At 43.3% G+C, this 26295-nt stretch carries 21 protein-coding genes; 14 read left to right on the top strand and 7 right to left on the bottom strand.

Annotated elements, in window-relative coordinates; genetic code table 11:
• Positions 1 to 2: 2 nt before the first annotated feature.
• The 7 genes from E0H89_RS13990 to E0H89_RS13955 all read left to right on the top strand — a co-directional run bounded on the left by E0H89_RS13990 (position 3) and on the right by E0H89_RS13955 (position 11575).
• Entirely contained in the window at positions 3 to 1340 is a 1338-nt protein-coding gene (locus E0H89_RS13990) for a carbohydrate porin (protein ID WP_131217870.1), read from the top strand.
• 179 nt (positions 1341 to 1519) lie between these two features.
• Positions 1520 to 3943 carry a glucose/quinate/shikimate family membrane-bound PQQ-dependent dehydrogenase gene (locus E0H89_RS13985; protein WP_131217869.1) on the top strand — a complete coding sequence of 808 codons (2424 nt, stop codon included), beginning with the start codon at positions 1520 to 1522 and terminating at the stop codon, positions 3941 to 3943.
• 1417 nt (positions 3944 to 5360) lie between these two features.
• The gene (locus E0H89_RS13975) at positions 5361 to 6329 is read left to right on the top strand and encodes a SphA family protein (protein ID WP_131217868.1); all 969 of its coding nucleotides are present in this window, start codon (positions 5361 to 5363) and stop codon (positions 6327 to 6329) included.
• An 83-nt stretch (positions 6330 to 6412) separates the two neighbouring features.
• Positions 6413 to 7219, top strand: a complete 807-nt coding sequence (locus tag E0H89_RS13970; protein ID WP_171459174.1) for an SDR family oxidoreductase — start codon at positions 6413 to 6415, stop codon at positions 7217 to 7219.
• 153 nt (positions 7220 to 7372) lie between these two features.
• Complete coding sequence (locus E0H89_RS13965; protein WP_131217890.1) at positions 7373 to 8590, top strand: multidrug effflux MFS transporter; 1218 nt, start codon at positions 7373 to 7375, stop codon at positions 8588 to 8590.
• Positions 8591 to 8902: 312 nt separating this feature from the next.
• Positions 8903 to 10261 (top strand): MFS transporter, encoded by a 1359-nt coding sequence (locus E0H89_RS13960; RefSeq protein ID WP_131217867.1) that lies wholly within the window; start codon positions 8903 to 8905, stop codon positions 10259 to 10261.
• Between the two features lie 189 nt (positions 10262 to 10450).
• Positions 10451 to 11575: an FAD-dependent monooxygenase gene (locus E0H89_RS13955; protein ID WP_131217866.1), complete on the top strand. Its 1125-nt coding sequence runs from the start codon at positions 10451 to 10453 to the stop codon at positions 11573 to 11575.
• Between the two features lie 61 nt (positions 11576 to 11636).
• On the opposite strand, the gene E0H89_RS13950 is transcribed toward E0H89_RS13955, so the two are convergent.
• The 7 genes from E0H89_RS13950 to E0H89_RS13920 form a co-directional block, all read right to left on the bottom strand.
• Positions 11637 to 12068, bottom strand: a complete 432-nt coding sequence (locus E0H89_RS13950) for a DUF2147 domain-containing protein (RefSeq protein WP_131217865.1) — start codon at positions 12066 to 12068, stop codon at positions 11637 to 11639.
• Between the two features lie 388 nt (positions 12069 to 12456).
• Positions 12457 to 13650, bottom strand: a complete 1194-nt coding sequence (locus E0H89_RS13945) for an MFS transporter (RefSeq protein WP_131217864.1) — start codon at positions 13648 to 13650, stop codon at positions 12457 to 12459.
• A 122-nt stretch (positions 13651 to 13772) separates the two neighbouring features.
• Positions 13773 to 14915: an FAD-dependent monooxygenase gene (locus E0H89_RS13940; protein WP_131217863.1), complete on the bottom strand. Its 1143-nt coding sequence runs from the start codon at positions 14913 to 14915 to the stop codon at positions 13773 to 13775.
• Between the two features lie 16 nt (positions 14916 to 14931).
• Positions 14932 to 15765: an alpha/beta fold hydrolase gene (locus E0H89_RS13935; protein ID WP_131217862.1), complete on the bottom strand. Its 834-nt coding sequence runs from the start codon at positions 15763 to 15765 to the stop codon at positions 14932 to 14934.
• A gap of 38 nt (positions 15766 to 15803) precedes the next feature.
• Entirely contained in the window at positions 15804 to 16232 is a 429-nt protein-coding gene (locus E0H89_RS13930; RefSeq protein WP_131217861.1) for a lipocalin-like domain-containing protein, read from the bottom strand.
• A 37-nt stretch (positions 16233 to 16269) separates the two neighbouring features.
• A complete protein-coding gene (locus E0H89_RS13925) occupies positions 16270 to 17166 on the bottom strand; it encodes an alpha/beta fold hydrolase (protein ID WP_131217860.1) in 897 nt (298 codons plus the stop codon).
• 28 nt (positions 17167 to 17194) lie between these two features.
• Entirely contained in the window at positions 17195 to 18169 is a 975-nt protein-coding gene (locus E0H89_RS13920; protein WP_131217859.1) for a VOC family protein, read from the bottom strand.
• Positions 18170 to 18365: 196 nt separating this feature from the next.
• On the opposite strand from E0H89_RS13920, the gene E0H89_RS13915 reads away from it, so the two are divergent.
• The 7 genes from E0H89_RS13915 to E0H89_RS13885 all read left to right on the top strand — a co-directional run bounded on the left by E0H89_RS13915 (position 18366) and on the right by E0H89_RS13885 (position 26238).
• On the top strand, positions 18366 to 19172 hold the full coding sequence (locus tag E0H89_RS13915; RefSeq protein ID WP_131217858.1) for an alpha/beta fold hydrolase: 807 nt from the start codon (positions 18366 to 18368) through the stop codon (positions 19170 to 19172).
• Positions 19173 to 19202: 30 nt separating this feature from the next.
• Positions 19203 to 20432 carry an NAD(P)/FAD-dependent oxidoreductase gene (locus E0H89_RS13910; RefSeq protein ID WP_131217857.1) on the top strand — a complete coding sequence of 410 codons (1230 nt, stop codon included), beginning with the start codon at positions 19203 to 19205 and terminating at the stop codon, positions 20430 to 20432.
• A gap of 90 nt (positions 20433 to 20522) precedes the next feature.
• Complete coding sequence (locus tag E0H89_RS13905) at positions 20523 to 21443, top strand: LysR family transcriptional regulator (protein WP_131217856.1); 921 nt, start codon at positions 20523 to 20525, stop codon at positions 21441 to 21443.
• 105 nt (positions 21444 to 21548) lie between these two features.
• Positions 21549 to 22550 carry an ornithine cyclodeaminase family protein gene (locus E0H89_RS13900; protein WP_131217855.1) on the top strand — a complete coding sequence of 334 codons (1002 nt, stop codon included), beginning with the start codon at positions 21549 to 21551 and terminating at the stop codon, positions 22548 to 22550.
• A gap of 53 nt (positions 22551 to 22603) precedes the next feature.
• Complete coding sequence (locus tag E0H89_RS13895; protein WP_131217854.1) at positions 22604 to 23623, top strand: dihydrodipicolinate synthase family protein; 1020 nt, start codon at positions 22604 to 22606, stop codon at positions 23621 to 23623.
• A 12-nt stretch (positions 23624 to 23635) separates the two neighbouring features.
• Complete coding sequence (locus tag E0H89_RS13890) at positions 23636 to 25129, top strand: NAD-dependent succinate-semialdehyde dehydrogenase (protein WP_131217853.1); 1494 nt, start codon at positions 23636 to 23638, stop codon at positions 25127 to 25129.
• A 164-nt stretch (positions 25130 to 25293) separates the two neighbouring features.
• Positions 25294 to 26238: a VOC family protein gene (locus tag E0H89_RS13885; protein ID WP_131217852.1), complete on the top strand. Its 945-nt coding sequence runs from the start codon at positions 25294 to 25296 to the stop codon at positions 26236 to 26238.
• Positions 26239 to 26295 lie beyond the last annotated feature (57 nt).

The raw sequence follows: 26295 nt of genomic DNA, 5'->3' as shown, positions 1-26295 counted from the left end.
TTATGCAAGAACAGTTATTAAAACCACCTATTTTAAAACTTGTCACATTGTCATTGGCATTATTAGGTTGCCAATTGGCTTCAGCCAATGAATTTTATTCGGCAGATCGTCAATGGTTATTCGGTGATTGGAACGGTGAACGGAAGCAACTGGAAGATCAAGGTTATAAATTTACTGCTTCGATTATGAGCCAGTCAGCCACTAATCTGGCTGGCGGTTATAACGAAGACAAAAGTTTTGACAATGTTGCACAGTTGACCTTAGGTGCCAATTTTGATTTAAACAAAATTGCAGGTTGGGAAAATACCACAGCAGGCTTAATGATTACCAAGCGAGATGGTAACGCCTTAACGCTTGAACGCATTAAAGATCCACGTGCCAGCACTTTGGGTAACAGCCAGGAAATTTATGGTCGTGGCAAAATCTGGCGCTTAACCCAAGCATGGATCAAAACCGGATTTGATGACAACCGTGTCCAGTTCAAGATTGGTCGGATGGGCATGTCCGATGACTTTAACAGCTCACAATGTGAATTTCAGAATTTACTTTTGTGTGGTGGACAGCTTGGAAAATCCATCGGTTCGATTTGGTATAACTGGCCTGTCGGCTTATGGGGAACAAACCTCAAATATCAATTTGCACCGGATTGGTCGCTAGGTGTAGGGGTCTATGAAGTCAATCCAGACAATGTCAAAACAGACTCGGATCGTGATGGCTTTAACCTCGATATGGACAATGTTGAAGGAGCCACGATTCCGGTTGAACTGGCATGGAAGCCTAAACTTGCCACATTTAACGCTTTACCGGGCGAATATAAAGTAGGTGCATTGTATTCCACAGCAGAAGCTAATGATGTGGGTACATCAGGAGAAATCCATGATGGCAAATATAGTTTCTGGTTGAATGCTCAACAACAACTGACCCAACGCGGGTCTGATCCTAAACGCGGCCTATATATTAGTTTTAATGGGGTCATCAATGACCGAGACACGACCGCTGTAGAAAGTACACAACAGCTGGCACTTTGGTATAAAGGCCCTTTTGACAGTCGCCCCAATGATTCGATTGGCTTGGGTTTAGCTAACTATGTGGTGAATGATCGTGCGACAGACAAGCAAATCGCCACCAACGAAGGGCGTGGTTATTACAGTTACGATGCTGTTGCGAATGACTATGTCCCGATTCAACGTGATGAACTCAATGTAGAACTCAATTACACCTACCAATGGTCGCCTGCGGTGATGCTCAGACCTAACCTGCAATATATCTACCAACCTTCTGGCGTGAAGGAGGTTGATGATGCTTGGGTGGCTGGACTTAGCGTAAAGGTGAATTTTTAATCGTATATAAAGTGAAAAGAGTGTTTAAATTTTAGGCAATACGGTCGCCAGATTTAAACACTCTTTTTCGTTGCTGAAACAATTCAATTGTGAAGGCTCAAAAGTTTAGATGTGATGTGAATGATCCTCAGAATGAAGCAGAAGTGATCATTTAAAACACAGCATTTGGAGTAAAAAATATGTCCGAAGCGCAATCTCAACCCATATTTAAAATATGGTGTTTTATATTAGGTTTGGCTTTATTACTAACCGGCCTATTTTATTTAATTGGTGGCGTGAAGCTCATCAGTTTAGGCGGCTCTTGGTACTTCTTTATTGCAGGCTTAGTGATCATCGTTTCATCGATTTTCATTTTTAGAAAAAAAGCCCTTGGGGTTGGATTATTCAGTTTAGTCTTTGTAGGCACCGTCATTTGGGCATTGATTGATACTGGCCTGGAATTTTGGCCACTGCATTCACGTTTAATGTTTCCAGCAGGTTTATTTGCTGCTGTGTTATTCAGCTTGCCATCTATTCGTAAATATCAGCAACAAATTGCAATGTCTGCACCTGCTTATGTTGTAGGTGGACTGACTGTTCTAGGCATGTTGGGTGGTATGTACGGTATGTTTATTCCACATCCAACAGTGGAAGCTTCTGGTCAGGAATTACCGCTTGTACCAGTGGCGCCAAATAAACAACAGGTCAATTGGGATCACTATGGTGGTGATGCGGGTGGTAGCCGTTTTGCCGCACTTGATCAAATTAACCGTAATAACGTATCTAAACTCAAGGAAGCTTGGCGTTTCCGGACGGGAGATATGACCACAGGTTCGGGTAATGGTGCAGAAGATCAAATGACGCCATTGCAGGTCGGCAATAAAGTATTTTTATGTACCCCGCATAACAACATGATTGCTCTGGATGCAGACTCAGGTAAACAAATATGGAAAGCCGAAGTCAACTCTAAAGCCGATGCTTGGGAGCGATGCCGTGGCGTTGCTTATTTCGATTCGACGCAAGCCTTGGTACAGCCAACATTGGCCGGTGCAAACGCAGTCACTGCTGTGGCAACCAATACCGCATGTCCACGTCGTGTTTATACCAATACACCTGATGGTCGTTTAATTGCAGTGAATGCCGATACAGGGGAGCGTTGTAAAGACTTCGGTGTCGATGGGACGGTGAATTTGCTTGAAGGCTTAGGTGACGGCACCAAAGCACCGCGTTTTGAAGTCACTTCAGCACCGACTATTGCAGGTACGTCAATCGTCATTGGCAGCCGTATTGCCGATAACGTAGGTGCAGACATGCCAGGTGGTGTAATTCGTGCATACGATATTATTACAGGTCAGTTGCGTTGGGCCTTCGATCCACGTAATGCAAATCCGAACTATGTACTTAAACCGGGTGAAACCTATAAGCGTAGTTCAGCCAACTCATGGGCTGCAATGTCTTATGACCCACAAATGAATACCGTGTTTTTACCGATGGGAAGTTCTTCGGTCGACCTTTGGGGAGCAAACCGTCAGCCATTGGATCATAAATACAATACTTCGGTATTGGCACTAGATGCGACTACAGGTAAAGAAAAGTGGGTCTATCAGACAGTACATAATGATTTATGGGATTTTGATTTACCTATGCAACCAAGTTTGGTGGATTTCCCACTGAAAGATGGTTCGACTAAGCCCGCCGTTGTGATTGGCACCAAGTCAGGTCAGTTCTTTGTACTAGACCGTCTTACTGGTAAACCTTTGACCAAAGTCATTGAGCAGCCTGTAAAAGCTGCTGATATTCCTGATGAGCAATACAGCGCAACTCAGCCACGTTCAGTTGAAATGCCGCAGATTGGTAATCAAACTTTGACCGAATCGGACATGTGGGGCGCAACGCCATTTGATCAGTTGATGTGTCGTATTAATTTCAAATCGATGCGTTATGAAGGCCTATTCACTGCACCAGGGACTGATGTTTCATTGAGCTTCCCAGGTTCATTGGGCGGTATGAACTGGGGTTCAATTGCATTTGACCCAACCCATCGTTATATGTTTGTGAATGACATGCGTCTAGGACTTTGGATTCAGTTAATTAAGCAAACGCCTGAAGATTTAGCCATTCAAGCCAATGGCGGTGAAAAAGTGAATACAGGTATGGGGGCTGTGCCAATGAAAGATACACCATACAAAGTAAACAAAAACCGGTTCTGGTCAGCGTTAAGTATTCCTTGTCAAAAACCACCTTTTGGCACCATGACCGCAATTGATATGAAAACTCGTCAAATTGCATGGCAGGTTCCTTTGGGTACAGTCGAAGAGACAGGTCCAATGGGTATTAAGATGGGCTTAAAAGCACCGATTGGTATGCCAACTATTGGTGGTCCAATGGCAACACAGGGTGGTTTAGTGTTCTTTGCAGCAACGCAGGATTATTACTTACGTGCATTTAACTCTTCAAATGGTGAAGAGCTATGGAAAGCGCGTTTACCTGTGGGTAGCCAAGGTACACCAATCAGCTATATTTCACCAAAAACGGGTAAGCAATATGTGGTCATTTCTGCTGGTGGGGCGCGTCAGTCGCCTGATCATGGAGATTATGTGGTTGCATATAGTTTAGCTGATTAAAACATTTTATCGATGGGAAACCTGTTGAGAGGATAGGTTTCCCATTTTTTTATAATAACAAGCAAGGAAGTATTGTGCGATTAACTTATTTGATGCATGTGCCTTTTAAACAAGCCTTATTGACTGCGATTATTTTACTATCTATGCAACGAACGTAATAAATTAAGCATGCAACCTTATTTAGTATATTTAGTGAGGATGAAAATTATTTATTCACAACAATAAAGATAATATTCGCCCATTAAGTACTGATGAAGTTGATAATTTTTATAAGATTTTCAAAGAAACAGGGAGTAGATCTCCATCAACATACACAGATGTCACGTTTAATTCATCATATATTCTTGCTGCAATTTCATATTTAAAGGAACAAGCCATTCTTTAAATATCTTATGTAATAACATCCTGTCGGGGTTTTTTATTGATTTGGTGTGACTGCCGTTGCCGTTATATCCCCACATTCCACGTTCTAAGACTTAATATTATTGTTTTATGTCCTGGAACATCCTGTTCCTGATGAGTTCATCATAGGAAAGTTTCAGTATTCCGGATAGCCGCAAAGGACCGAGATTGATGTGAGCAAATGCGTACGAGATCGGCTAAAAACTGTCCCGGATTTATCCGCAGAAATTGGAGATATTTTCTGTGGATAAAATTTAGACGGTTTTGTAAGCCAAAGCGTACAGTAATCTCGGTCCTTTGCTGCTATATCAGATAGTGGAAATTTCATATGATAAGGACATAGAGAGCAGGATGCTCCAAATAAGAATAAGAAAAGACAGCAACGGAGAATGCAGGTACGACAGGAGTTATACCAACGCATCAAATATGTAAAAAAGCCCAACAGGATGTTGGGCTTTTTTATTTTGTATAATTTCAAGCTATTTATAACTGAATTAAATGTAAACTTGGATTCTTCATAAAATGTATCATTGATTAACCTCAGGAAAATAAATATGGCTTTAAGCCAATTCGACATCATTAAATCTCTCGGTGAGCTATTGCTTGGTTTGAAAAAGAACTTTCTTGGGGAATGCCTATTGCTGAATTGCGACATTTAACCGGGAGAATTGGTGAACTTTATGTAGCTATGATGACTTTGGGACAAGCGGACAGTTTGATATGTTGATGTCTATGTGGATAAAGAACTTAAATGATTGTCAGTCTGGCAGGAAATCTATGATCAACGCATAACTTAATCCCAAGCTGCTCAGCTACTGCATATTTCAGAATGTCAGTTTCTGTAATATCGAAAGTGAAGATATCATTTAATATTAATTATTTTCTTATATTTGACTGAAGTGTTATCTAAATTAAGCATATCTGTTTTAAGAATAAGCTTCTATGCACCGATACAGGCATCCCGTACTGTTTAGCCATTAATTATAAAAACGTAAACAGCTAAATGGAGTCAGCTATGTTTTTAAAAACGGTTAAACGCACAATGGCATTATCTATTGCGTTATTTTTATCGGGGCCGGTTTTGGCATTGGAGCCTGGAGCAGCACCGCAAGCACCAGCCGGGAATACCATGGGTATTCCACTCAGTGCACCCTTACCACCCGGGCTTTACTATACCAGTTCAACCAAATTTTTAACCGGCTCATTGAAGGATGATAATGGCGATAATCTGGGGTTAGATTTAAACGCACCAGCTTCCACTTCCATTTTTATTTATACCCCCGGGTTTCAGGTTTTAGGCGGGGATTACCGTGCTTGGCTTGCGGTACCGTTTATTCTGGCAGAAGAGAAAATCAGTAATCCAATGCTAGGGGAACCCGGTAAGCATTCACGAACTGCTCTGGCAAATATTGATGTACATTTCGCTGATATTGCTTGGACTTTAAGTCCGGGACAATTTATCAGTTCAGGTGTAGGGGTGATTACTACAACAGGTTTCTGGAAAGAAGGGAGTACAAATACAGGAGGTGAATACTGGTCAATTAACCCGCGTATTGGCTATAGCTTAATGAACCAGGACTGGAATATCTCATTAGAAAGTCATTATTTTTATAATTTTGAAAATGATACAAGTAAATATGATTCTGGAGATGAATTGTTTTTTGATGCCACAGTCTTGAAAAAATTTGATTTTATTGAAGGATTACAAGCTGGACCGATTGGTTATATCCGAGAGCAAGTGACTGAAGATAAAAATAATGGCACAGCTTATTACGGCACAACCAATTCAAAGGCACGTCAGATGGGTTTAGGTGTTCAGGTTTTAAAGGATTTTGGTCGAGGACTATTTGTAGGACTCAGTTGGTCTAAGGATTTGGAAACCAGAAATGCAGTGAGTAATGATGGCCGTTTTACCCTGAATGTTTCCGTCCCAATGTTTATGAAGAACAAACCCAAGCCAGCCAATTCACCAACCAAATTTTAAGTTAGCGTTTATCATTCCCAGTACACAAAAGAAGGGTCGTCCATGGATGGCTCTTTTTATATTTAAAGAAGGATAGGAAAAATATGTCATTGCTACAAGATCACATTATTTTAGTTACCGGTGCGGGTTCAGGCTTAGGCTTAGGCATTGCAAAATACTGTCAGGATCAAGGTGCAACCGTTATTATTAGCGATGTATCGAGCGAAAAAATTAAGCAACTGAAAACAGAATTTCCAAGCGATCACCTTATTCTTCAGTGTGATGTCACTCAAATTTCAGATTTAGAGCAGTGTCGAGATGCGATTGTTGAAAAATATGGTCGCCTTGATGCATTAATTGGCGCGCAGGGGATTTTTGATGGCAATGTCCCTCTAAAACAAATGACCAGTACCCGCCTGGATGCTTTATTCAATGAAATTTTTAATGTGAATGTAAAAGGGTATCTGCTTTCAGCACATATTTTTCATGATTTACTTGAACAGAGTAAAGGGTCTATTGTCTTGACGACCTCAACAGCAGCGTATGCTGCTGATGGCGGTGGCGCTGTTTATAGCGCAAGTAAGGGAGCTATCCGCAGTCTGGTGAATCAACTTGCTTTTGAGTTTGCACCGAATATCCGGGTGAATGCTGTGGCACCCGCTGCCATTGGTAACAGTGAACTGAAGGGTCCGAAAAGTCTCAATCTTGATCATCAAACACAATCTGATATTCCAAAAGATGCTTTCCTCGGATTATTTCAGTCCATCAGTTTGTTACAGCAACTTCCTGATGCTAATGACTATGGCGCTCTATACGCATTTTTGGCATCCAAACAGAATATTGTTATGACTGGTCAAACCATTGTAGCCGATCAGGGCTTACTTAATCGTACTTTATTAACCCAGTCTTAAGTCGAGTTTCGAGGGAATGAACTCGGTTTTCATCTCCCTTACACCACCCATATTTAAAAATAACGACTGCCTAGGTAGCATTTAGCTTAAAGCGCATCCTGCTTTAAGCGAGGAAGAACGCTGTTCAAAGATGATAAAAATGAAGATAAAATGATGAATACGATCGAAACTAAAAAAGCTTATACCACTCGTTGGATTTTACTTCTCGCGATTTTGACTGCAATCGCACCGTTATCAACAGATATGTATTTACCCGCCTTGCCTGAAATGGCTAAGGATTTTGGGGTAAGTACGCTGATGATGTCCAATTCATTACCTGCCTATTTTTTGGGGATTGCGGTTGGACAACTCATTTATGGTCCCATCAGTGACCGGATTGGACGTAAAAAGCCCCTCATTTTTGGTCTGGGTCTGCATATCATTGCCAGCATTGCCTGTATTTATGTGGATGATGTCTGGTCGCTGTTTTTGGTTCGTGTCCTGCAAGCCCTAGGCAGCTGTGTCGGCCTGGTGTTGGCGCGTGCCGCCATTCGAGATGTTATGCAGACCAACTCGGCAGCCAAAGCTTTTGCCAGCATGATGATGGTGATGGGCATTGCACCAATTTTGGCACCCACACTCGGGGCATGGTTGCTGGTGTTTTTTAGCTGGCAATCCATCTTTATCGCACTGTTTGCTTTAGGCGTGGTGAGTTTAATCTGGGTTATCTTTGGCTTTCAGGAAACCTTGGCCGAAGACCGACGGTTAAAGCTGTCCTTTCAACAGGCAGGTTCTTTATATGTCTGCATTTTAAAAGATCGCAGTTATATTTTTCCTATGCTGGCAGGCTGTTTTAGTTTTGGGGTTTTGTTCTGTTATATCAATGCGGCATCGACAGTCTTAATGGACAGTTTTCAATTAAGCCAGCAACAGTTTGCTTATGCTTTCGGTTTTAACGCCTTGGGCAGCATGATTTTATCGGCCATGAATCATAAACTGGCTGAACGTTTTTCAGTGGTACAACGCTTAAGTATCGGCGGGATGGTTCAATTGATGGGGGCATTGCTATTAATATGCGTCGGGCTATTCCCGCATTTAGGATTCGCTTTGGTGATGATTGGCTTGTTTATGGCTGTTGCCGGGATTGGTTTAACTGCACCAAATTCAACAGCTTTGGCAATGTCGCAACAAGGGCGTCAGGCAGGTTCGGCAAGTGCCTTAATGGGAGGACTACAGTTTATCTTTGGCTTAAGCAGCGGTTTGGTTCTAAATTTCCTGATCTGGAGTCCACTCATGAATATGGCCATTTCGATGTTGATTTTTGTCATCCTGGCAAACCTGGCTATTCAGGCAACCGTACGCTATCAACAGCAACAGTCCGTTACCGCTTAAACACCTAATTTAAATAAAAGCAGTTTTTTAACCTACCGAAATAATTGATGGGACTTAGAGTAAAAACTGTGCATGAATCATTTTCAGGTCATGCAGTTCCATCTTACAATTTCTGAATTCCTCAGCGCATGTTGCTCTACTGCTGCAGTAGAGCAATCTATTTGTATTGCTTTTATCTAAATTCAGCATATCTAATATATCGAAATCCTGCATTTTTGAATTATTTTTGCCGTTACCCTCTAGAAATACGCTTTTCTATGGATCAGGAAAAGTCGATTTGAAAAAGCAAAAATGAACAAGGATGAATTGGATATGAACGTTCAGGATTTTTTTAATCAAAATGAGTGGTCAAAACTGCAATGGCTGATTTTTATCATGACATTCTTGGTCGCCTTTTTCGATGGACTGGATACAGCTGTGATGGGATATATTGCGCCCAGCCTAATGCAGGACTGGGGCATCGATAAATCTCAACTGGTACCAGTATTAAGTTCAGCGCTTCTGGGTGCTGCGATTGGTGCAATTGCTTTTGGTCCACTGGCCGATAAAATTGGGCGTAAGAAAATGCTGATTTTTTCTGTTTTTTTATTTTCTTTTATCTGCATTCTGTCAGTGTTTGCACAGAATTTACAGCAACTGATTATCCTGCGTTTTATCACTGGTTTGGGTCTGGGAGCGGCAATGCCGAATGCGGTCACTTTATTGTCTGAGTATTGCCCGGATCAGAAGCGTGCCACAATGGTAAACACTATGTATTGTGGTTTTCCGATAGGTGCCGCTGTAGGGGGCTTTATTGCTTCGTGGTTAATCCCCAATTTTGGCTGGAAAGCCATGCTATTGCTCAGTGGCGGGGTGCCGTTGCTCTTGTCTATAGTAATGATATTTTTATTGCCGGAATCGGTACGCTACTTATTACTTAAGCAAAAGCCCCAACAGATGATTCAAAAGATTCTGAGCCGGATTAATAGCCAGGCTCAGCAAGTTTCAAAATTTGTACTCACTGAACATGTCGCGGCCGGAAATAATAAACATCCGATTGCGATTATTTTATCTTGGCAGTTAGGATGGGGCACCGTGTTGCTCTGGATCAGCTTCTTCTGTGGCTTGATGATTTTCTACGCTATTATTAACTGGATGCCGGTACTGTTTAAAGAAGCGCAGATGCCAACGCATTTGGGATCTTTGGTTTCCGGCTTATTTGCATTGGGTGGTTTAGGTGCGATTGTAAATGGCTGGTTGATGGACCGATTGAATGGCAATCTGGTGATCGCCTTCTGTACTTTTATTACTGCAATCGCTGTGGCTTTCATTGGCCCATCCATACAAATGGGTTTAGGGGTGTTTATTTTTGTGATAATTGTGGCGGGTACGATGCAAAATACTGCGCAGTCTTCACTGCCGGTGCTTGCTGCACAATTTTATCCAACCGCAGCCAGGACGACAGGCGTTTCATGGATGTGTGGTATTGGCCGTTTTGGTGCAGTTGCCGGTACCATGCTGATGGGCGTGCTGGTTGAAAAGCAGCTGAATTTCACTGATATTTTTACCATCATTTCCATTCCTGCGGTGATCATGACATGTTGTTTATTGCTTAAAAATGCCCTTTATCCCGACAGCAAAAAGACCCGTGAATATGTAAAACAACAGCAGGAAATATCACTTAATCAATAATATGAGAGTGCGTTTTAAAAACGCTATGATTGAATAGCTGCCCCATCTATTTTTCTTCGCTTTTTTAAAAGCAGTTATCTGGATTAAAGATAACTGCTTTAACTTTTTTACGCATGTTGCATTTAATCTAGATGCTTTAAGCTGATCCATAATGATGGATAACCGCTTAACTTTCAAAGGATGAAAAGCATGAAAATATTGGTCTTGGGTGGTGGTATAGGGGGAATGGCAGCTGCTTTAAAACTTAAAGCACTGAATCATGCTGTAGATCTGGTTGAACAAGCCACAGATTGGAAAGCTGTAGGTACAGGTTTAACTTTATCCGTTCTCACCTTGCGGGCCTTGTGGGACTTAGGGATTGGGCAGGAGATTGCCGAACAGGGCTATGTGCATGATGGGGTGGATATTTATGATCAGCACGGTGAATTTATTCGTACCGTGTTATCAAAACGTGTGATTTCAGCAGAAACCCCTTCTGAGGGGGCAATTTTGCGTCCTGTATTGCATCAAATCATGTCGCAAAAAGTCATTCAGGCGGGGATTAATGTCCGTTTGGGTGATACGATTGCAACCATTCAAAGTGAACTTGAAACCGGTTCTGATGTTGAATTTGAAAGCGGTATATCCGCTCATTATGATTTGGTTGTGGGCGCTGATGGGGTCTTCTCAAAACTGAGAAGTATCCTCATGCCGGAACAAACCAAGCCTGAATATACCGGCCAAGCCTGCTGGCGTATCCAGTTCGAACGTCCATCGGAGATTACCCGTGGTCGCATGTTCCAATCTGAGAAAATGAAAGTGGGTTTTAATCCATGCAGTCCAACCCATATGTATATGTACATGATGGAATGTGTACCGAAGGATCAGGTCTGGCGCGAAGAAGCAGAGCTTCCCCATATAGCAAAAACGTTGCTCAGTGATTTTGATGAAGTGCTGCATGATTATATTGAACAAATTGATGCTACTACGCCTATCATTTACCGACCATTGGAGCGGGTAATGGTAGATGGTGCATGGCACCGTGGTTCAACCCTGCTGATTGGAGATGCAGTGCATGCTACAACACCACACTTGGGTTCTGGTGCCGGTTTAGCGGTTGAAGATGCCATCGTTCTGGCACATCTGATTGAACAATATGGTGATGACTTAGAAACTGTGTTTAATGCATTTATGCAAAAGCGTCTGGCTCGTGCCCGCTATGTAGTCGAAACCTCAGGTGAAATTGGTCGTATGGAAATTGAAGGCGAATCGATGCTGGCTCGCAGTATGCTGCTTGCCCAAGGGTTTGAACAAGTAACCACTGCTTATATGTAATATTGAATAATGATAAAAGCCTGCACATTGCAGGCTTTTTTATTTTAAGGATGAATATGAGTTATTTCATGCGAATCCAAGATAATTTCCGGCCAGCTTTTTCTTTATCAGAACTGTTTCTCAAAATCAACACGGTACCTTTTTTGTTGAGTTTACCATTCACCTCGTAAAGTTGATTAATGGCAGGATCGACCACTTTCCCTTTAATGAAATTTTTGGGATTCTTCAAATCCTGTTGCAAACCTGTCAGTAATTGAAAACCGGTTAAAGCACTTAAATCTTTTGGGCTGACATTGGGGGGAGTAAAGGCTTCCACAATATGCCCGTTGTAGCTGGTTTTATCCTGTTTTGATATTTTAATTTTAACCAAGGTAAAACCACTTTTATCATCAATCACTTTCCATAAACCGCTCAGATCATTGATATCCTGCGCAAAAGCAATCTGACACAGCGTAGTGTTTAAAACCAGTAATAAAATCCATTTAAAAAACATCGTCAATCTCAACTATTCAAAAGGAAGATAGCCAAAGGCTATATTTTTAGCCAATCCAGATTTTTGGTTTAAATTGCACACATTCAAAAATTCTAGATAGCTTTGATAATGTAGAGAGTGTTTTTTAAACAATCAATTGCATAACCACTTGATAATATAAATAAAATGGATATCAGATTTTGAGCTTTTAGATAGATATAAGTTAAATATTTTTTAACAAAATAAATGCTACTGAAGAGTGTGCTCTCGTCTTGTTTCTCCCCTCAATTAATTTTCTGTTGCACCTTATCTTAAAATCTAAGCATTAAAAAAAAGCCATTTACGGACGAATGGCTCAAGGAAAAACTTTTTTATATTTAGAGTTTCAGGGATTCATAACTGCAAGAATTTATGCCGAGGTAACCGTTTCATCTTTAATAATTGCTTTAGGAATGGCCGTTCCTGCTAAAACCGCTTTACGTGTCTGACTGAATAAATACACCTGCGCGGCAACCAAAACACAGCAGGCATAACCAATGGCTTCAAAATTAATAAATTTAACCAAGGTTCCACTAATAAATGGCGCAATCGCTGCACCCACCATCAGCATTGCCGGAGTACCTGCAACAGCACGACCGGTCGGATCAAGACGCGCAAGCAGACCAAAAGCAAAGGTATGCACGAATAGGATGGTAAATGCCATCATTGGACCAGCAAGGGCAAAGACAGAGTATTGATGGGTCTGGGTGGTGAGTAATGAAAATATTGCCTGAAAAATTGGACCAAAAGTAATAATGACCGTTACACTAACTCGGTTCTGTAATAAGGCTGCAAGCAGTGCAGGGAAAATCGTCACAATCCCGTAAATCACCAAGGCCATGGTCACCATGTCACGGCTAAAACCCCGTTCTAAACCAATCCGTTCATAGAAGCTCAGGGTCATTGCCTGAGTCATCGCAAGCAATGCCACACCAATCATACAACACCAGACTGGTTTGCCGAGAGGAGGCAGGTTTTTAATATTTTCATAATTGTCAAAAGCAACACTGCGTGTCGCTTTGGGGAAAAACATCAGACAGGAAAGGGTCGCTGCCAGCATCACGCCCGCCAATACAAAAAACATGGTACTGCCACCAAATTTTTGAATGAGACCTGGCGTTCCACCTAAAAATAACACACCAAAAATACCAATCGCCAGCCCTGCGATACCAAATACCCGGTGCGGATTGACTGCATGCCCCATGGTGCCATGGGTGACGCTTAATGCGGTACCTGCGGCCATTCCTCCAAGCAAATGCAGGCCGGCAAGTATCGGAAAACTGGTATTCATACCTGAAATAATGAAAGCGACTGCTGCCAGAGCAAAACCTAAAACGGCAGCAAATTTGACATGAACACGATTAAAACGTGGTGCAAAGAAAATACTTGCACCCGCTGCACCCATTAAAAATAAGGTTGCCAGTCCACCCGCTTGTTGTGGGTCAAAATGATAATGTGCAATCAGGGTGCCGACCCAAATCGGTAGTGCAACTAAATCCACCATACCGGCACAATGTGCCATCATCAATGCAAATATGCCGCGTTTGCTTTCTATTGTTGTCATTTCCATCTCCTATGGCCTGAGCCATGTGAACTTTTTTAAGTTCATTATTTATTTAGGCTGTATATCCATCACAGCTGCTTTGTTGTTTTTACCGCTTTTAGATTGAATGGAAAAAGAAGCGATTAAATCGCTTCTTTTAAAATATTGAGGGCTTTTTCAACCACAGCAGTTTGCTGTTCCACAGGGGCACGCTGTTGTTCTAAACGGCCAATCTCCATTGAGCTTTGAACCACAAGACGGCAACGTTTCTCACGACGCTCCATAAATTCAGCAAATGCTTTTTCGACATTGGTTTCTTTTTGGAAAATCTCGGCCAGTACTAAGGCATCTTCAATCCCCATACCTGCACCTGAGGCAAGTTGTGGCGTGGTTGGATGTGCAGAATCACCAATTAGTAAGACTTTTCCTGCATACCAAGGGCCGGGAAGATCAAAACATTCCAATGGACGGAAATTAATGTGAGGGTTGTCTTTTTCAGTTAAGGACTCACGAATATCTGCTAAAATGCCGTCATAACCTTCAAGTAATTGTTTTAAGGTTTTATAATTGTCTTCAGGTTCTTGCCAGCGTTGTGGACAACGCTCCAGTAAGAACATATACATATGCTCTTTAGACACAGGGGTGAAGCCTACTTTGACAGGTCCACCCAGGAAGTAAGTACGGCGTTCAACCGATTCGGGACGTTTTAAAAATAAGCGCCAGCAGCTTTGACCGGTATATTCAGCCTTAGGGGCATCCGGAAATAAAAGCTGACGCGTTTTAGACAGCACACCGTCTGAACCCAAAACAAAATCATAGCGACCTGTGGTTCCATCGCTGAAGGTTACACTTACACCATTATCATCTTGCTCAAAGGCTTCTGCAGTTAAACCCAAACGCATTTTTACGCCGGCATCTTCAACATGTTTATGCATGATCGAATGCATGGTCGGGCGCATAATGCCACCACTGCCGGCTGTATCTGCACCTTCGAGCATTGGGGTGGGTAAAATACGTAAAGGGTTGCCTTGCGGATCGCACACCTGGATGCCATCACCGACATAGGCTTGATTGGTCACTTCATCATAAACACCAAGCTGTTTTAAGGCACGCAAGGTCGGGCCAGTAATGGTCAGACCTGCGCCGAGTGCTCCCCAATTGGGATTAATATCAATAATATCGATTTCAATCCCAATACGAGACAGGGTAATGGCAGATGCCATGCCCGCAGTTCCCGCACCAATAATCAGGGCTTTTTTTCCTTGAGCAGCAGAATTTTGAGTCATTTAAACATTCCTTTGTTTAGTGGTCTTTTAAAAAATTGGCAACCAATTGGGTAAATGATTTGGCATGTTCAATTTGAGTCCAATGCCCACATTGGCCATAAATATGCAGCTGTGAATCTTCAATCCAGTTCAACATGGTGAGTGAAGTTGAAAGCGGAATAACTTTGTCATCACGTCCATGCACCATAAGTGTCGGATGCCGAATGCTGCGAATATCCGCTTCAGGATGTGACATCGCTTCCACCCAACGCTGACGCGGTGCAGGGAACATACTTTCATAGGCAGCACGGGTATCTTCTTTGGTACTGGCGATATAGCGCATTTGTACCAATTCATCACCGACCAGATTCTGGTTGTAAGCGAAAATTTTCATAATCGCCTGCATATTTTCAAACGATGGGGTATATCCCCAAACTGCATCGAGCCCGGCAGTTAATTCAAATGGCACACCGACACTGCCCATAAGAATCAGTTTATTGACCCGTTCAGGATGATGAATGGCTAATGCAAGCGCCATGGATCCGCCAAAAGAGTTACCAATCAGATTGACTTTCTTAAGTCCAAGCGCGTCGAGGAAATCGACAATTTGTTTGAGCCAGTTTTCACGGCTAAACTGCATGTTTTCAGGGAACTGGCTATAACCAAAACCTGCTAAATCAGGGGCAATCAAACGATAATGATCTTGCAGGGACTGAATAGTTAAACGCCAGTTTGCCCATGCACTGACGCCAGGACCTGAACCATGCAGTAACAAAATAGGTTCACCGGCTCCGACATCATGGTAATTGGTGAGAATGTCACCACACTGAATGCTTTTGCCCACTTCAGAATTATTGATCATGCTATTCATATTCATTCCTTGGAATTTTTCTTATTTACAAAATGGGATTAACCACGTTTCCATAGCAATAATGCAGTGCGTGCTTCCGAAGTGTTTTCCTCAAGACGTGCGGTTAAACTGAGTAGGCCTTGATCATCAAATTTAAAAACACGCTGTTGCTGTCCACCGATCCAGTTGGGGAACAGGCTTAAATCGACAAAATGGGTTACTGTATTGTCCGCAATGCTATAACGACCTGCATAGGACATCATGCTGTTATAGGCCCCGGCTTTTTCAGCATCGCTGGCATTCCATTGACCTCCAGTGGTGAAATTTTTACGATTTGGACGGCTGATCATGCAGCTCATAAAGCCATCTTCAGTGTATTGAATGATGCCTTGAGGCCCTTCACCCATTGGATAGACACGGCGGCCATCATCATAATTCTGTTCAAAAGTTACGAGTTCCCAACGACCTGCTAAATTCTGTGCTGACATTTTTATTTCCTCATTTCAATCTGCTGAATCATTTGTTTTAAATGCTTTGACCCAACAAAAACTGAGTCACAATTTCATTGTGTACAGGCGCACTTTCGAACTGTGCCCAATGACCTGTATCTTTTGCGCAATAGAACTGACCATTTTGAACTTGCTCAGCGATATGCTGACCCAGTGCCGGTGGGGTTCGATTGGCATCGCCCCAGTACACCAAGATGGGTTGGCTAATCTGTTTTGCCAAGGCATCAGTAATGATGTGTTTTTGGATGGTTGAACCGGATAAATATTCGGTAATGAAAAGTTTTTGAACTTCTGCCAATTCCGGTTGTTGATACAAGGCTTGACGCACCTGAATGGCTTCATCAGTCAAACGCGCTGGCTGTGCCAAAATACGGCTCATCCGGGTTCTGACATTTTCAAAGCTCGGTTGTTCCAATACTTCAATCGAGCTTGGTACATTGGCTGCCCAATTTGGCTCAACAAAACCGTCGATGGCAGCTGCATCAGGGCGGTAGCCCATGGTCGTGGTTAAGATCAGACGATCAACGCGTTCAGGATGTTGAAGGGCGAGTTGCATAGCCACCCAACCGCCCAGGGACTGACCTTCAACATGTGCAGAAGCCAAATCTAGTTGATCCATCACATCAATAATTTGATCAACTAAAACAGGTATAATTTCAGGGTCATAATTTTCGGTTTGTGAACAGCCGTGCCATAAAAAATCCAGCGCAATGACATGGAAGTGTTCAGCCAGTGCGGTGATATTACGGGCATAGTTTTCTAAATGCCCCCCTGTGCCATGCAGTAAAATCAGGGCAGGGGCATGTGGATGACCTGCTTCAAGAATACGCGTTTTGTATTTGCCTTGAAGAATACGGGTTTGCGTGCCCAGCAGTTGTACCCAGTAAGGAACGTCTTTGATTTGTGCATTCATTTTAAAGTTCTCTTCTCAATTCGATGGCTTAGCTTTTTAGTTCTTCAGCTTTACTTTGAGAGATAGGTCCTTTTAACGTTCCATCAGATTTTTCTAGACCAAATGTCCATTCAGAGAAAATATGCGCTTCAGCCGCAAAATCGGTTGATTCCCATTCTTCTGTAACAATATCTTCATCTGCTGCATATTCCCACGCACCGCCAAATGGGGTGAGAAAATACCAGAAACATGCCGATGACACCCGATGACGACCTGGACCGGCAAAGGTGTGCCAGCCTTGTGCATCAATGAATTGCCCACCGCCAATCACTTCATGGATATCACGAACTTTAAATGCCAAATGATTAAAGCGTGTCCCTGGCTGTTTGCCATTCATAAAGAACACATGATGATGATTGCCTTCTACAGAACAGCGCAGGAATACTCCGCGATCGGCATAGCGGTCCGATACAATAAAGCCCAGGCGATCGGTATAAAAACCAATCGCTTCACCTGCATTATCAACCCCAATAGCAAGATGGCTAATCTCGTGCGGAGCAGCTTTTTTATACATCGGTGCACGACTATTTAAACGTTTTGGCTGACCCGGTGCATTGAACTGTGTCACTGCGTAAGGGACGGTTTGACGCTGTGCAATACGGAAAGCCAGGTTGATGCCTAAATCATCCTGACAGCGTAATACGCCATTTTCTATAGAGACTTCACGGTCGGTGGACAATTCAGTGACTAAAGCCTCAATGCCTGCAAAACTTTGCACCCCCCAGGTTACTTCACACATGCCGCTGCTGTTACCCATCGGTGTGCGGTCTGGACGTGTGGAATCGGCTAGGACAATTTCAATTTGTGAACCATCCACAGCAACAAACAAATGGCTATCGTCTTGGTCGGCTGCAACTTCAGTTAAGCCCCAATCATTTGCAAAACGTAATCCATCTGCCAGATTTTCAACCGCAAATTTGATTCGTTCAATTCCTGTCAGCTGGAAATTATTCTTTTGTTCCATTTCAACACTCCCTCTCAGTGAACAATTCATTTATTGTCCTCACTGTACGAAGCATTGAATTGTGAATACAGCATCTAAGTCATAAATCAGCTATTCAATAATTAGATATCTGCTTTAGATTTTCAAAACTAGCAGCAGTTACACATTTTCCATAAGGTAGTCAATATAAACCGACATTTATGGAGTAGGTGCCGACATGACGTCATTACCTCAATTTAATTATCAAGTGATTGGCCCTGAAAATGCCCCTGTTCTGACCTTTATTCCCGGGATTGGCAATGATCTGCATTTTTGGGAAAAACATGCACAGCTGATGTCTAGCAATTTTCGTGTGATCACCTTTGATCCATGGGGACATAATCAAAGTCCTTTACCGCCGGAACCGTGTTCTTTTCTGCATATTTTAGAGGGCGTAATACAGCTTTGGGATCATTTGGGGGTACAGCAAAGTGATGTGGTAGGCCTGGGTTTTGGTGGCTCTATGTCACTTGCGCTCGGTTTGCATTTTCCGGAACGGGTGAAACGGATTGTGGCGTGCTGCTGTCGCCCGCGTCAGCCAGATAACCGTCACAATTTTTGGCGTCAGCGTCGTGATATTGCACGCCGGGAAGGTCTAAACGAGCTTGGCAATATTACAGTTGACCGTTGGCTCAGCGAAGAATTTCGCCAAACTCACCCTGAGGTGGATCAACAATTACGAGACATGATTCATCGAACCACAGTCGAAGGCTATTGTGCCTATGTGGAAGCCTTTATTGAAATGGATTTCAGTCAGCAACTAAAGCAGATTAAGCAACCGACCTTATTGCTGGCTGCGGAATATGATCACGGCGGTGGACCCGTTGAAGATATGCAAGCCATGGCAACACAATTACCTCATGCCACAATCGCAGTCATACAGGGCAGTGGGCATATCTGTAATTTTGAAGCACCCGAACAAGTGAGCCAGTATTTAACTCAATTCTTAACCCAAGCATCCGTCGATACGGCATTACTCGCATAAATAAAAACATACATTTTCAAGGAGAAGAAAGTGAATAAACAACGCGTCATTATTATCGGTGGTGGTCATGCCGGCTGTAGCTGTGCAAAAGCGCTGCGACAAGAAAATTTTAATGGTGAAATCATTCTGATCAGCAATGAATCTGAATTGCCTTACCATCGTCCGCCACTCTCAAAAAGTTTTATTAAAGATGAAGAGTTAATGGATCAAGCAAAGCTTTATCTACAGCCTGAAGCTTTTTATGAAAAATACCGCATAGATCTGCGTATGAACAGCACGGTCAGCGAGATTGATACGGAGCTTAAAGCCGTCAAGCTCTACCATGGTGAAACCTTACATTATGATGATTTGGTGTTAGCTATGGGAACTCGGGCACGTCCGCTACCGCTCTCTGGAGTAGAACTGGATGGAGTCATGAATTTACGTACAGCAAATGATGCACGTAAAATTCGGGCGTATTTAAAAAAGAGTGAACACGTGGTGATTGTAGGCGGTGGCTTTATTGGTCTGGAGCTGGCTTCTACAGCCCGTCATTTAGGTAAAAATGTCACGGTGCTGGAAAATATGCATCGTATATTGTGTCGTGCCGTTGCTCCAATTATTTCTGATTATGTGACTCTGGTTCATCGCTCAAATGGCATTCGGGTGGAGTTGGATACCTATATTTCTGAAATTTTGGGTGAGAATGGGCGGGTGAAATCGGTCGTGTGTGATCGTGGTGTGATTCCTGCCGATCTGGTTCTGGTCGGTGTCGGTGCATTGCCGAATTCGGACTTGGCGGAACAAGCAGGTATTCAGTGTGAAAATGGCATTGTGGTTGATGAAGGCATGCGTACCTCAGCCGAGCATATTTTTGCGATTGGTGACTGTGCCAACCATGAAAATCCATTTGCCGGCAATCGGCATATTCGTCTGGAGTCTGTTCAAAATGCCAATGACCAGGCATTGATTGTGGCAAAAAACCTGATGCATCAAAAAGCCAGTTACCATATTGTACCGTGGTTCTGGACCGATCAAGGGGATGTACGTTTGCAAATGACCGGTTTATCTTTTGATACCAATGATTATGTGGTGCGCGGTGATATTGAAACCGGACGTTTTTCAGTGTTCCATTACGCTGACGATCGCCTGGTTGCGATAGATTCGGTCAATCAGCCTGTAGATCATATGATCGCCCGGAAACTCCTTGAGGCAAAAATTTCCCCAGAAAAAGCTAAAATTGCTGATATTCAGACTAATTTGAAAACTTTATTAAGTTAATTTGTGTTAGAAATTAACCATTAAGTTTAAAGACGATCTCACTGATCACCCTAAGGGTCAGTGAGATCGGTGTTTATAGGGATATACACCATGCAATCCATACTTGACTCAAAATGGCTGATTTTTATTAAAGTCGCTGAATTGGGCAGTTTATCTAAAGCTGCAAATAGCTTTAACGTACCGCAATCGATGATTAGTCGTCATATTGCTCAACTGGAAGAACAATGTGGCGCACGCTTGTTTAACCGTACCGGTCGTGGGGTGGTACTGACTGAACTTGGGATGCAGTTGCTTCCTAGAATTCAGCAGCTTGCGACAGATGCCTCGGTACTCGCAGATGATATCCGCACCTTTGGTGGCGAACCCATGGGGGAAGTACGGGTGGGTTTATTGCCATTTCTGGTGCATCAACTTTCTGGCGCCTTATATTCTTATATACGACAAAATTATCCGAAAATTGAACTGCACTTGAGTGAAGGTGCCAGTGTTCAACTCGAAGAACTCATTTCTGAAGGACGCACAGATATGGCGTTGTTGCTTCGAGAAGGCGAGGTGGTCTCTACTGAAGAAGTCGTGATCGCTGAATTTGGACTGATGTTGGTCGGGCAACAGCATGACCCTTTGGTTCAACAACCGACCATTAAACTTAAAGACATTCAAGATTTACCCCTCATTGTACCCTCTAGACCGCATCCGCTCAGAGCACGACTGGAAAGTTTAGCAAGGGCTTATGATTATAAATTTGATTGCGTTATAGAAGCAGACTCCAACCGTTTACAACATGAGCTGGTGGTGGCAGGTGGTGGCTATGCGATTACCTCGGGGCTATTTCAGTCGGATCGAGGCTCAAAACTCTTACAATCATCCTTGATTGTAGAGCCTGAATTGCCGCGGAGTATTGTGCTTAGCCATACCGTGCGTCGTCCACATACACGTGCAACGCGTGTGGTGCAACAATGGTTAGAAAAACAAGCCCCGCTTATACTTAAACGAATGGTAGATGATAGATAAGCTTAAGGTATCCATTTAAGAGATATCTGATTTTCGATTTCAACTCTAGCTCCGATACCTCCTAATCAGTAGATTGTAAAAATAACGCTGAAAAGGAGTTCGGATGTGAATCAATCACTCCACACGACGGTTTTTATTAACGATGAAAATGTAGGTCGCTTAGCCAACTGGTCTGATGTCATTGCTGCATTGACTGATGCTTATGCACAGGATGTCACTGCGACCATGGTTCCACCACGCACGATGGCACGCGGAGATGGTTTTTGGTTGCGTAGCTTATGTGCTGTATCGCCATCCAAAGAATATATGGGTTGTAAACTGATTGCAGCCAGTCCAAAAAATAAAAAAGCCAGCTATTTGATTTCACTTTTTGATCAAGACACGATGCGTCTTGCTGCACTGATCGACGGTAACCGTATTACCGATATTCGAACTGCAGCGAGCTCGGCTGTTGCAGTCAATGCTCTGGCTGCTGATGCAAAATTCAAAATTGCCATTTTAGGTTCAAGTTCGGTTGCACGTGGTCACTTACATGCGCTGTATGCAACAGGTCGTATTGAATCGGTTCGCGTATATAGCCCAACCCCTGAAAATCGTGAAAAGTTTGCCCATGATTTTAGCGAACTTTATGGCATCGATATTGAGGCAGTTTCTAGCCCGGAACAAGCAGTTCAAGATTCAGATGTCGTGGTATGTGCTTCTCGCAGCCGTGACGGTGGTCCAGTATTTAAAGCGGAATGGCTAAAACCTGGCATGACCATTGTTTCAGTCAGCTCGACTTTACCAGAGCAACGCGAACTTGATGTAGAAACCATGCAACGTGCAACTTTAATTGTAGCTGATATGCCAGAAGAAGTACTGCATGAAACTGGTGATGCGCTTGCAGTAAAAGCCGCAGGGGACGATATCGAAAATAAAATCGTATCTTTGGGTGATGTGATTTCAAAAAAAATCATCGCACGTCAAAAACCGGATGACATTTTAATTTATAAATCGGTGGGTTCAGCACTACAAGACATTGTGACTGCAGAAATGCTGCTACGTAATGCCAGAACTGAATCCTTATTTCAGGACATGCCGGAAAGCATCGTCACGATTGATCGATAAACCCCGTATTTAAAATTTTTCAAACACAGATTCAACAATAAAGGATATTTAACATGGCGAATTATAAACGTGAAGATGCACGTGCTTGGGCAAAAGAACATTTAAAGGGCTGCTCATCCGTGACCATCCCAAGCTATAGCCAGGATTTAACCCGTTTAAATGAAAAAGGCATACGTCACGATATTCAGAAAGTCGTCGATTTGGGCTACACCTTTACTTTGCTGTGTACTGAAGTAGCCATTACCCCAGAAGAAAATGCACAGTTTACCGCTTGGGCCAAAGACCAGGCGGGCGATAAATTGGGTTTATTCTTCCACGCCGGTTTTGGCACCTTAGAAGAAAACATTAAAGCGGTTAAATTGGCTGAAAAAGCCGGTGCAGACATTGTACTGCTGTCTTATCCATCGAATTTCTGGCCGACGTCAGAACAGGATATTTACGATTATACCAAAGCATTTTGTGATGCGACCGATCTTGCGGTGATGCTGTTTGCGATTCCCCTATGGGGCTTCGAGCGTGTGCATCCACAAGGCATGTCGCCTGAACTGATTCAGCGCTTGATTGATGATTGTCCAAATGTGGCATCGCTTAAAGCGGAACAGGGCTTCCCACATGTTGCGGGCTTAATTGACAGCTATGAACGTTTTAACGATCAGATTGTGGTGACTTGTCCAATCGAAAGCGACGTTATTCCGTTAATGCGTTACCTGGATATCCAGTTTTCAGGAACCAGTTATACGCAATGGATGGGTGATCATTTCCCTAAAACGTTCCAGAATGCTCAACAAGGCAATTTTGATGAAGCAATGAAATTGTACTGGCAGGCGCAACCTGCGCGTGGTGCTGTTGGCGCTGCCACAGGTGCATACATGGCCGGTTCGAATTATATTAACCGTGCACACTGGAAATACATGGACTGGTTGGCAGGCTTTAATGGTGGTCCACTTCGTGCACCTACACCCCGTATTCCAGATCGTATGATGAAAGTGTTGCGTCAAGGTTTGGTTGCTTCTGGTTTACCATGTACAGAAGATCCGGATAGCCAGTTTATTGTTGGTCGTTTCCCTGAATAAGGAAGTTGTGTCATGAATGGAATTGCAAAAGTACAGCCACAAGACTTGCTCAAAGACAAAAGCTTGTGGCGTGAAGGGGCTTACATCAATGGCCAATGGCTGAATGAAACCCCCCATGGTAAATACAGCTTAAAAAATCCTGCAACAGGCGAAGTTCTGGTTGAACTGCCACGTTGTAAAGACCAAGAAACCGAACTTGCGATTCAATCTGCTGAAGCCGGTTTCCAGGCGTGGCGTAAAACCACCGCGAAACATCGCTATGAAGTCATCAACCGCTGGTACAACCTGGTGGTGGAACACAAAGATGATTTAGCTTTGCTGATTACTTTGGAAGAAGGCAAGCCTTTATCTGAAGCACGCGGTGAAATGGATTATGCCTCTTCGTTCCTGCAATGGTTTGCTGAAGAAGCAAAACGCGTACGTGGCGATGTATTACCGGCGCACAAAGACAGTCAACGTATTGTGGTCTTAAAACAACCGATTGGTGTTTGTGCAGCGATTACACCCTGGAATTTCCCGGCAGCCATGATCACACGTAAAGCAGGTCCAGCACTCGCCGCAGGCTGTTCAATGGTGGTAAAACCTGCCAGCCAAACGCCTATGACGGCATTGGCACTGGCAGAGCTGGCACATCGTGCAGGTGTTCCAGCAGGGGTATTCAACGTATTAACAGGCAATGATACCCGTATCATTGGCGGTATTCTCACTTCACATCCACTGGTGCGTAAGATTACTTTCACTGGTTCGACTGAGGTTGGTCGTACCTTGTTAGAGCAATCTGCATCGACCATCAAAAAATGCTCAATGGAACTAGGTGGTAATGCACCTTCTATCGTATTTGATGATGCGGATCTCGATTTAGCAGTCGATGGCGTGATCGCATCGAAATTCCGCAATACCGGTCAAGCCTGTATCAGTGCTAACCGTATTTATGTGCAAGATGGCATTTACGATGAGTTCGCGCAGCGTTTAGCTGCAAAAGTTCAGACCTTAAAGGTTGGTAACGGCCTAGATGAAGGTGTGGTGCAAGGTCCATTGATTGATGCCAATGCAGTAGAGAAAGTGGAATCACATATTGCTGATGCGCTGCAACATGGTGCAACAGTCCTTTGTGGCGGTCAGCGCAGTGACTTAGGCGGATTCTTCTTCCAGCCAACGGTACTTGCCAATGTCACCTCTAAAATGGTGATTGTGCATGATGAAACCTTTGGTCCAGTTGCACCTTTGGTTCGCTTTAGCTCAGATGATGATGTGATTGCTCAAGCCAATGATACTGAATTTGGTTTAGCGGCTTACCTCTATAGCCAAAATGCGGCCCGCATCTGGAAAACAGCCGAAGCTCTAGAAGCAGGTATGATCGGGATTAATACTGGTTTGATTTCTAACGAAGTTGCGCCATTTGGCGGAGTGAAACAAAGCGGTTTAGGCCGTGAAGGTTCGCATTATGGCATCGATGAATTTCTTGAAGTGAAATACATGTGCTGGGACGGATTGCTCACAGGCTAAGTCAATAGTCAATTAGCGGTATTCCTACTATTCGGCTGGTTCAGTTGCCTGCACAATGGCAAACACCGAATAGTAGGTTCAGGAAGAATCTCTATTTGAGTCATGGAATAGAACAAAAAAGATTGGACAGTGTGATCCGCAGATGGATACACAGGAGTATGGATATGAACATTCTAGGAATAGAAAAACTGATTTTTGGTGTAAATGATCTGGATGCATCGGTTCGCTTTATGCAGGACTTTGGATTAAATGAAGTGGAAACCCAAGGTTCGGCGCGTTATTTTGAAGCTTTGGATGGTTCAGGTATTTTGGTTGCAGCAGCAGATGATGCCAGTCTGCCTCAAAAAATCGAATCCATCAGTCAACTTCGTAAAATTATCTATGCTGTTGCGGATCAGGCTGCTTTAAATACCATTCAGGCAGAACTTGCCAAAGATCGTTCAGTGAATGTATTGGCAGATGGTTCACTTGAAACTCGAGATGATGCCGGACTAAATATTGGCTTTCAAATCTCTAAACGTCGTGAACTTGATTTAGCTGCAGAAAAAATCAATGCACCCGGCGCCCCGTATCAACGTCAATTAAATGAACTGGGCGTGAAAGAGGGTGAAAAAATCACCCCGCGTACTATTGCCCATCTGGCTGTATTTGTACCCGATGCTGCACAAGCAGAAGCATTTTATGTCAACCGTTTAGGCTTTCGGGTCAGCGACCGTTTAGGCGGTGGACCATTCTTACGCGCTGGCGGTACAACCGATCACCACACTTTATTTTTAATTCAAGCGCCTGCTCACATTAAAGGGGTAGAGCATATTTCATTCCATTTGGCAGGTCCAAGTGAAGTGATGGCTGCTGGAAACCGATTCTTAAAACTTGGTCATGAAAGTTTCTGGGGACCAGGACGTCACGGCTTGGGTTCAAACTGGTTCTGGTATTTTGATGGTCCTTTAGGCTGCCGTTTTGAATACGATGCCGATATGGATCAACTCGATGAACACTGGAAACCGCGCGAATTGCCACTGCATGAAGATAATGCACAAGCCTATTTACTCGAATTTAAAACTAAAAATTGGGCACCATTTAATGGGCCAGTCAAAAAAGCAGGCTAATTGCCTTTAGGAAAGAAAGCCACATAAGTGTGTTGGCGTAAATACAGGTCAGATAGG

Origin of the sequence: Acinetobacter sp. ANC 3781, assembly GCF_004331285.1 — a bacterium.
Classification (GTDB): Bacteria; Pseudomonadota; Gammaproteobacteria; order Pseudomonadales; family Moraxellaceae; genus Acinetobacter.
Note: the sequence above shows the minus strand (reverse complement) of the source record. Positions and strands in the feature narration are given on the sequence as shown.

Bases quoted from the DNA above. Each gene is read 5' to 3' on its own strand.
- E0H89_RS13990 (WP_131217870.1), top strand. From the start codon at position 3: ATGCAAGAACAGTTATTAAAACCACCTATTTTAAAACTTGTCACATTG.
- E0H89_RS13915 (WP_131217858.1), top strand. From the start codon at position 18,366: ATGACGTCATTACCTCAATTTAATTATCAAGTGATTGGCCCTGAAAAT.
- E0H89_RS13925 (WP_131217860.1), bottom strand. From the start codon at position 17,166: ATGAATGCACAAATCAAAGACGTTCCTTACTGGGTACAACTGCTGGGC.
- E0H89_RS13985 (WP_131217869.1), top strand. From the start codon at position 1,520: ATGTCCGAAGCGCAATCTCAACCCATATTTAAAATATGGTGTTTTATA.
- E0H89_RS13895 (WP_131217854.1), top strand. From the start codon at position 22,604: ATGGCGAATTATAAACGTGAAGATGCACGTGCTTGGGCAAAAGAACAT.
- E0H89_RS13905 (WP_131217856.1), top strand. From the start codon at position 20,523: ATGCAATCCATACTTGACTCAAAATGGCTGATTTTTATTAAAGTCGCT.
- E0H89_RS13890 (WP_131217853.1), top strand. From the start codon at position 23,636: ATGAATGGAATTGCAAAAGTACAGCCACAAGACTTGCTCAAAGACAAA.
- E0H89_RS13970 (WP_171459174.1), top strand. From the start codon at position 6,413: ATGTCATTGCTACAAGATCACATTATTTTAGTTACCGGTGCGGGTTCA.
- E0H89_RS13965 (WP_131217890.1), top strand. From the start codon at position 7,373: ATGAATACGATCGAAACTAAAAAAGCTTATACCACTCGTTGGATTTTA.
- E0H89_RS13920 (WP_131217859.1), bottom strand. From the start codon at position 18,169: ATGGAACAAAAGAATAATTTCCAGCTGACAGGAATTGAACGAATCAAA.
- E0H89_RS13950 (WP_131217865.1), bottom strand. From the start codon at position 12,068: ATGTTTTTTAAATGGATTTTATTACTGGTTTTAAACACTACGCTGTGT.
- E0H89_RS13930 (WP_131217861.1), bottom strand. From the start codon at position 16,232: ATGTCAGCACAGAATTTAGCAGGTCGTTGGGAACTCGTAACTTTTGAA.
- E0H89_RS13975 (WP_131217868.1), top strand. From the start codon at position 5,361: ATGTTTTTAAAAACGGTTAAACGCACAATGGCATTATCTATTGCGTTA.
- E0H89_RS13955 (WP_131217866.1), top strand. From the start codon at position 10,451: ATGAAAATATTGGTCTTGGGTGGTGGTATAGGGGGAATGGCAGCTGCT.
- E0H89_RS13885 (WP_131217852.1), top strand. From the start codon at position 25,294: ATGAACATTCTAGGAATAGAAAAACTGATTTTTGGTGTAAATGATCTG.
- E0H89_RS13945 (WP_131217864.1), bottom strand. From the start codon at position 13,650: ATGACAACAATAGAAAGCAAACGCGGCATATTTGCATTGATGATGGCA.
- E0H89_RS13960 (WP_131217867.1), top strand. From the start codon at position 8,903: ATGAACGTTCAGGATTTTTTTAATCAAAATGAGTGGTCAAAACTGCAA.
- E0H89_RS13935 (WP_131217862.1), bottom strand. From the start codon at position 15,765: ATGAATAGCATGATCAATAATTCTGAAGTGGGCAAAAGCATTCAGTGT.
- E0H89_RS13940 (WP_131217863.1), bottom strand. From the start codon at position 14,915: ATGACTCAAAATTCTGCTGCTCAAGGAAAAAAAGCCCTGATTATTGGT.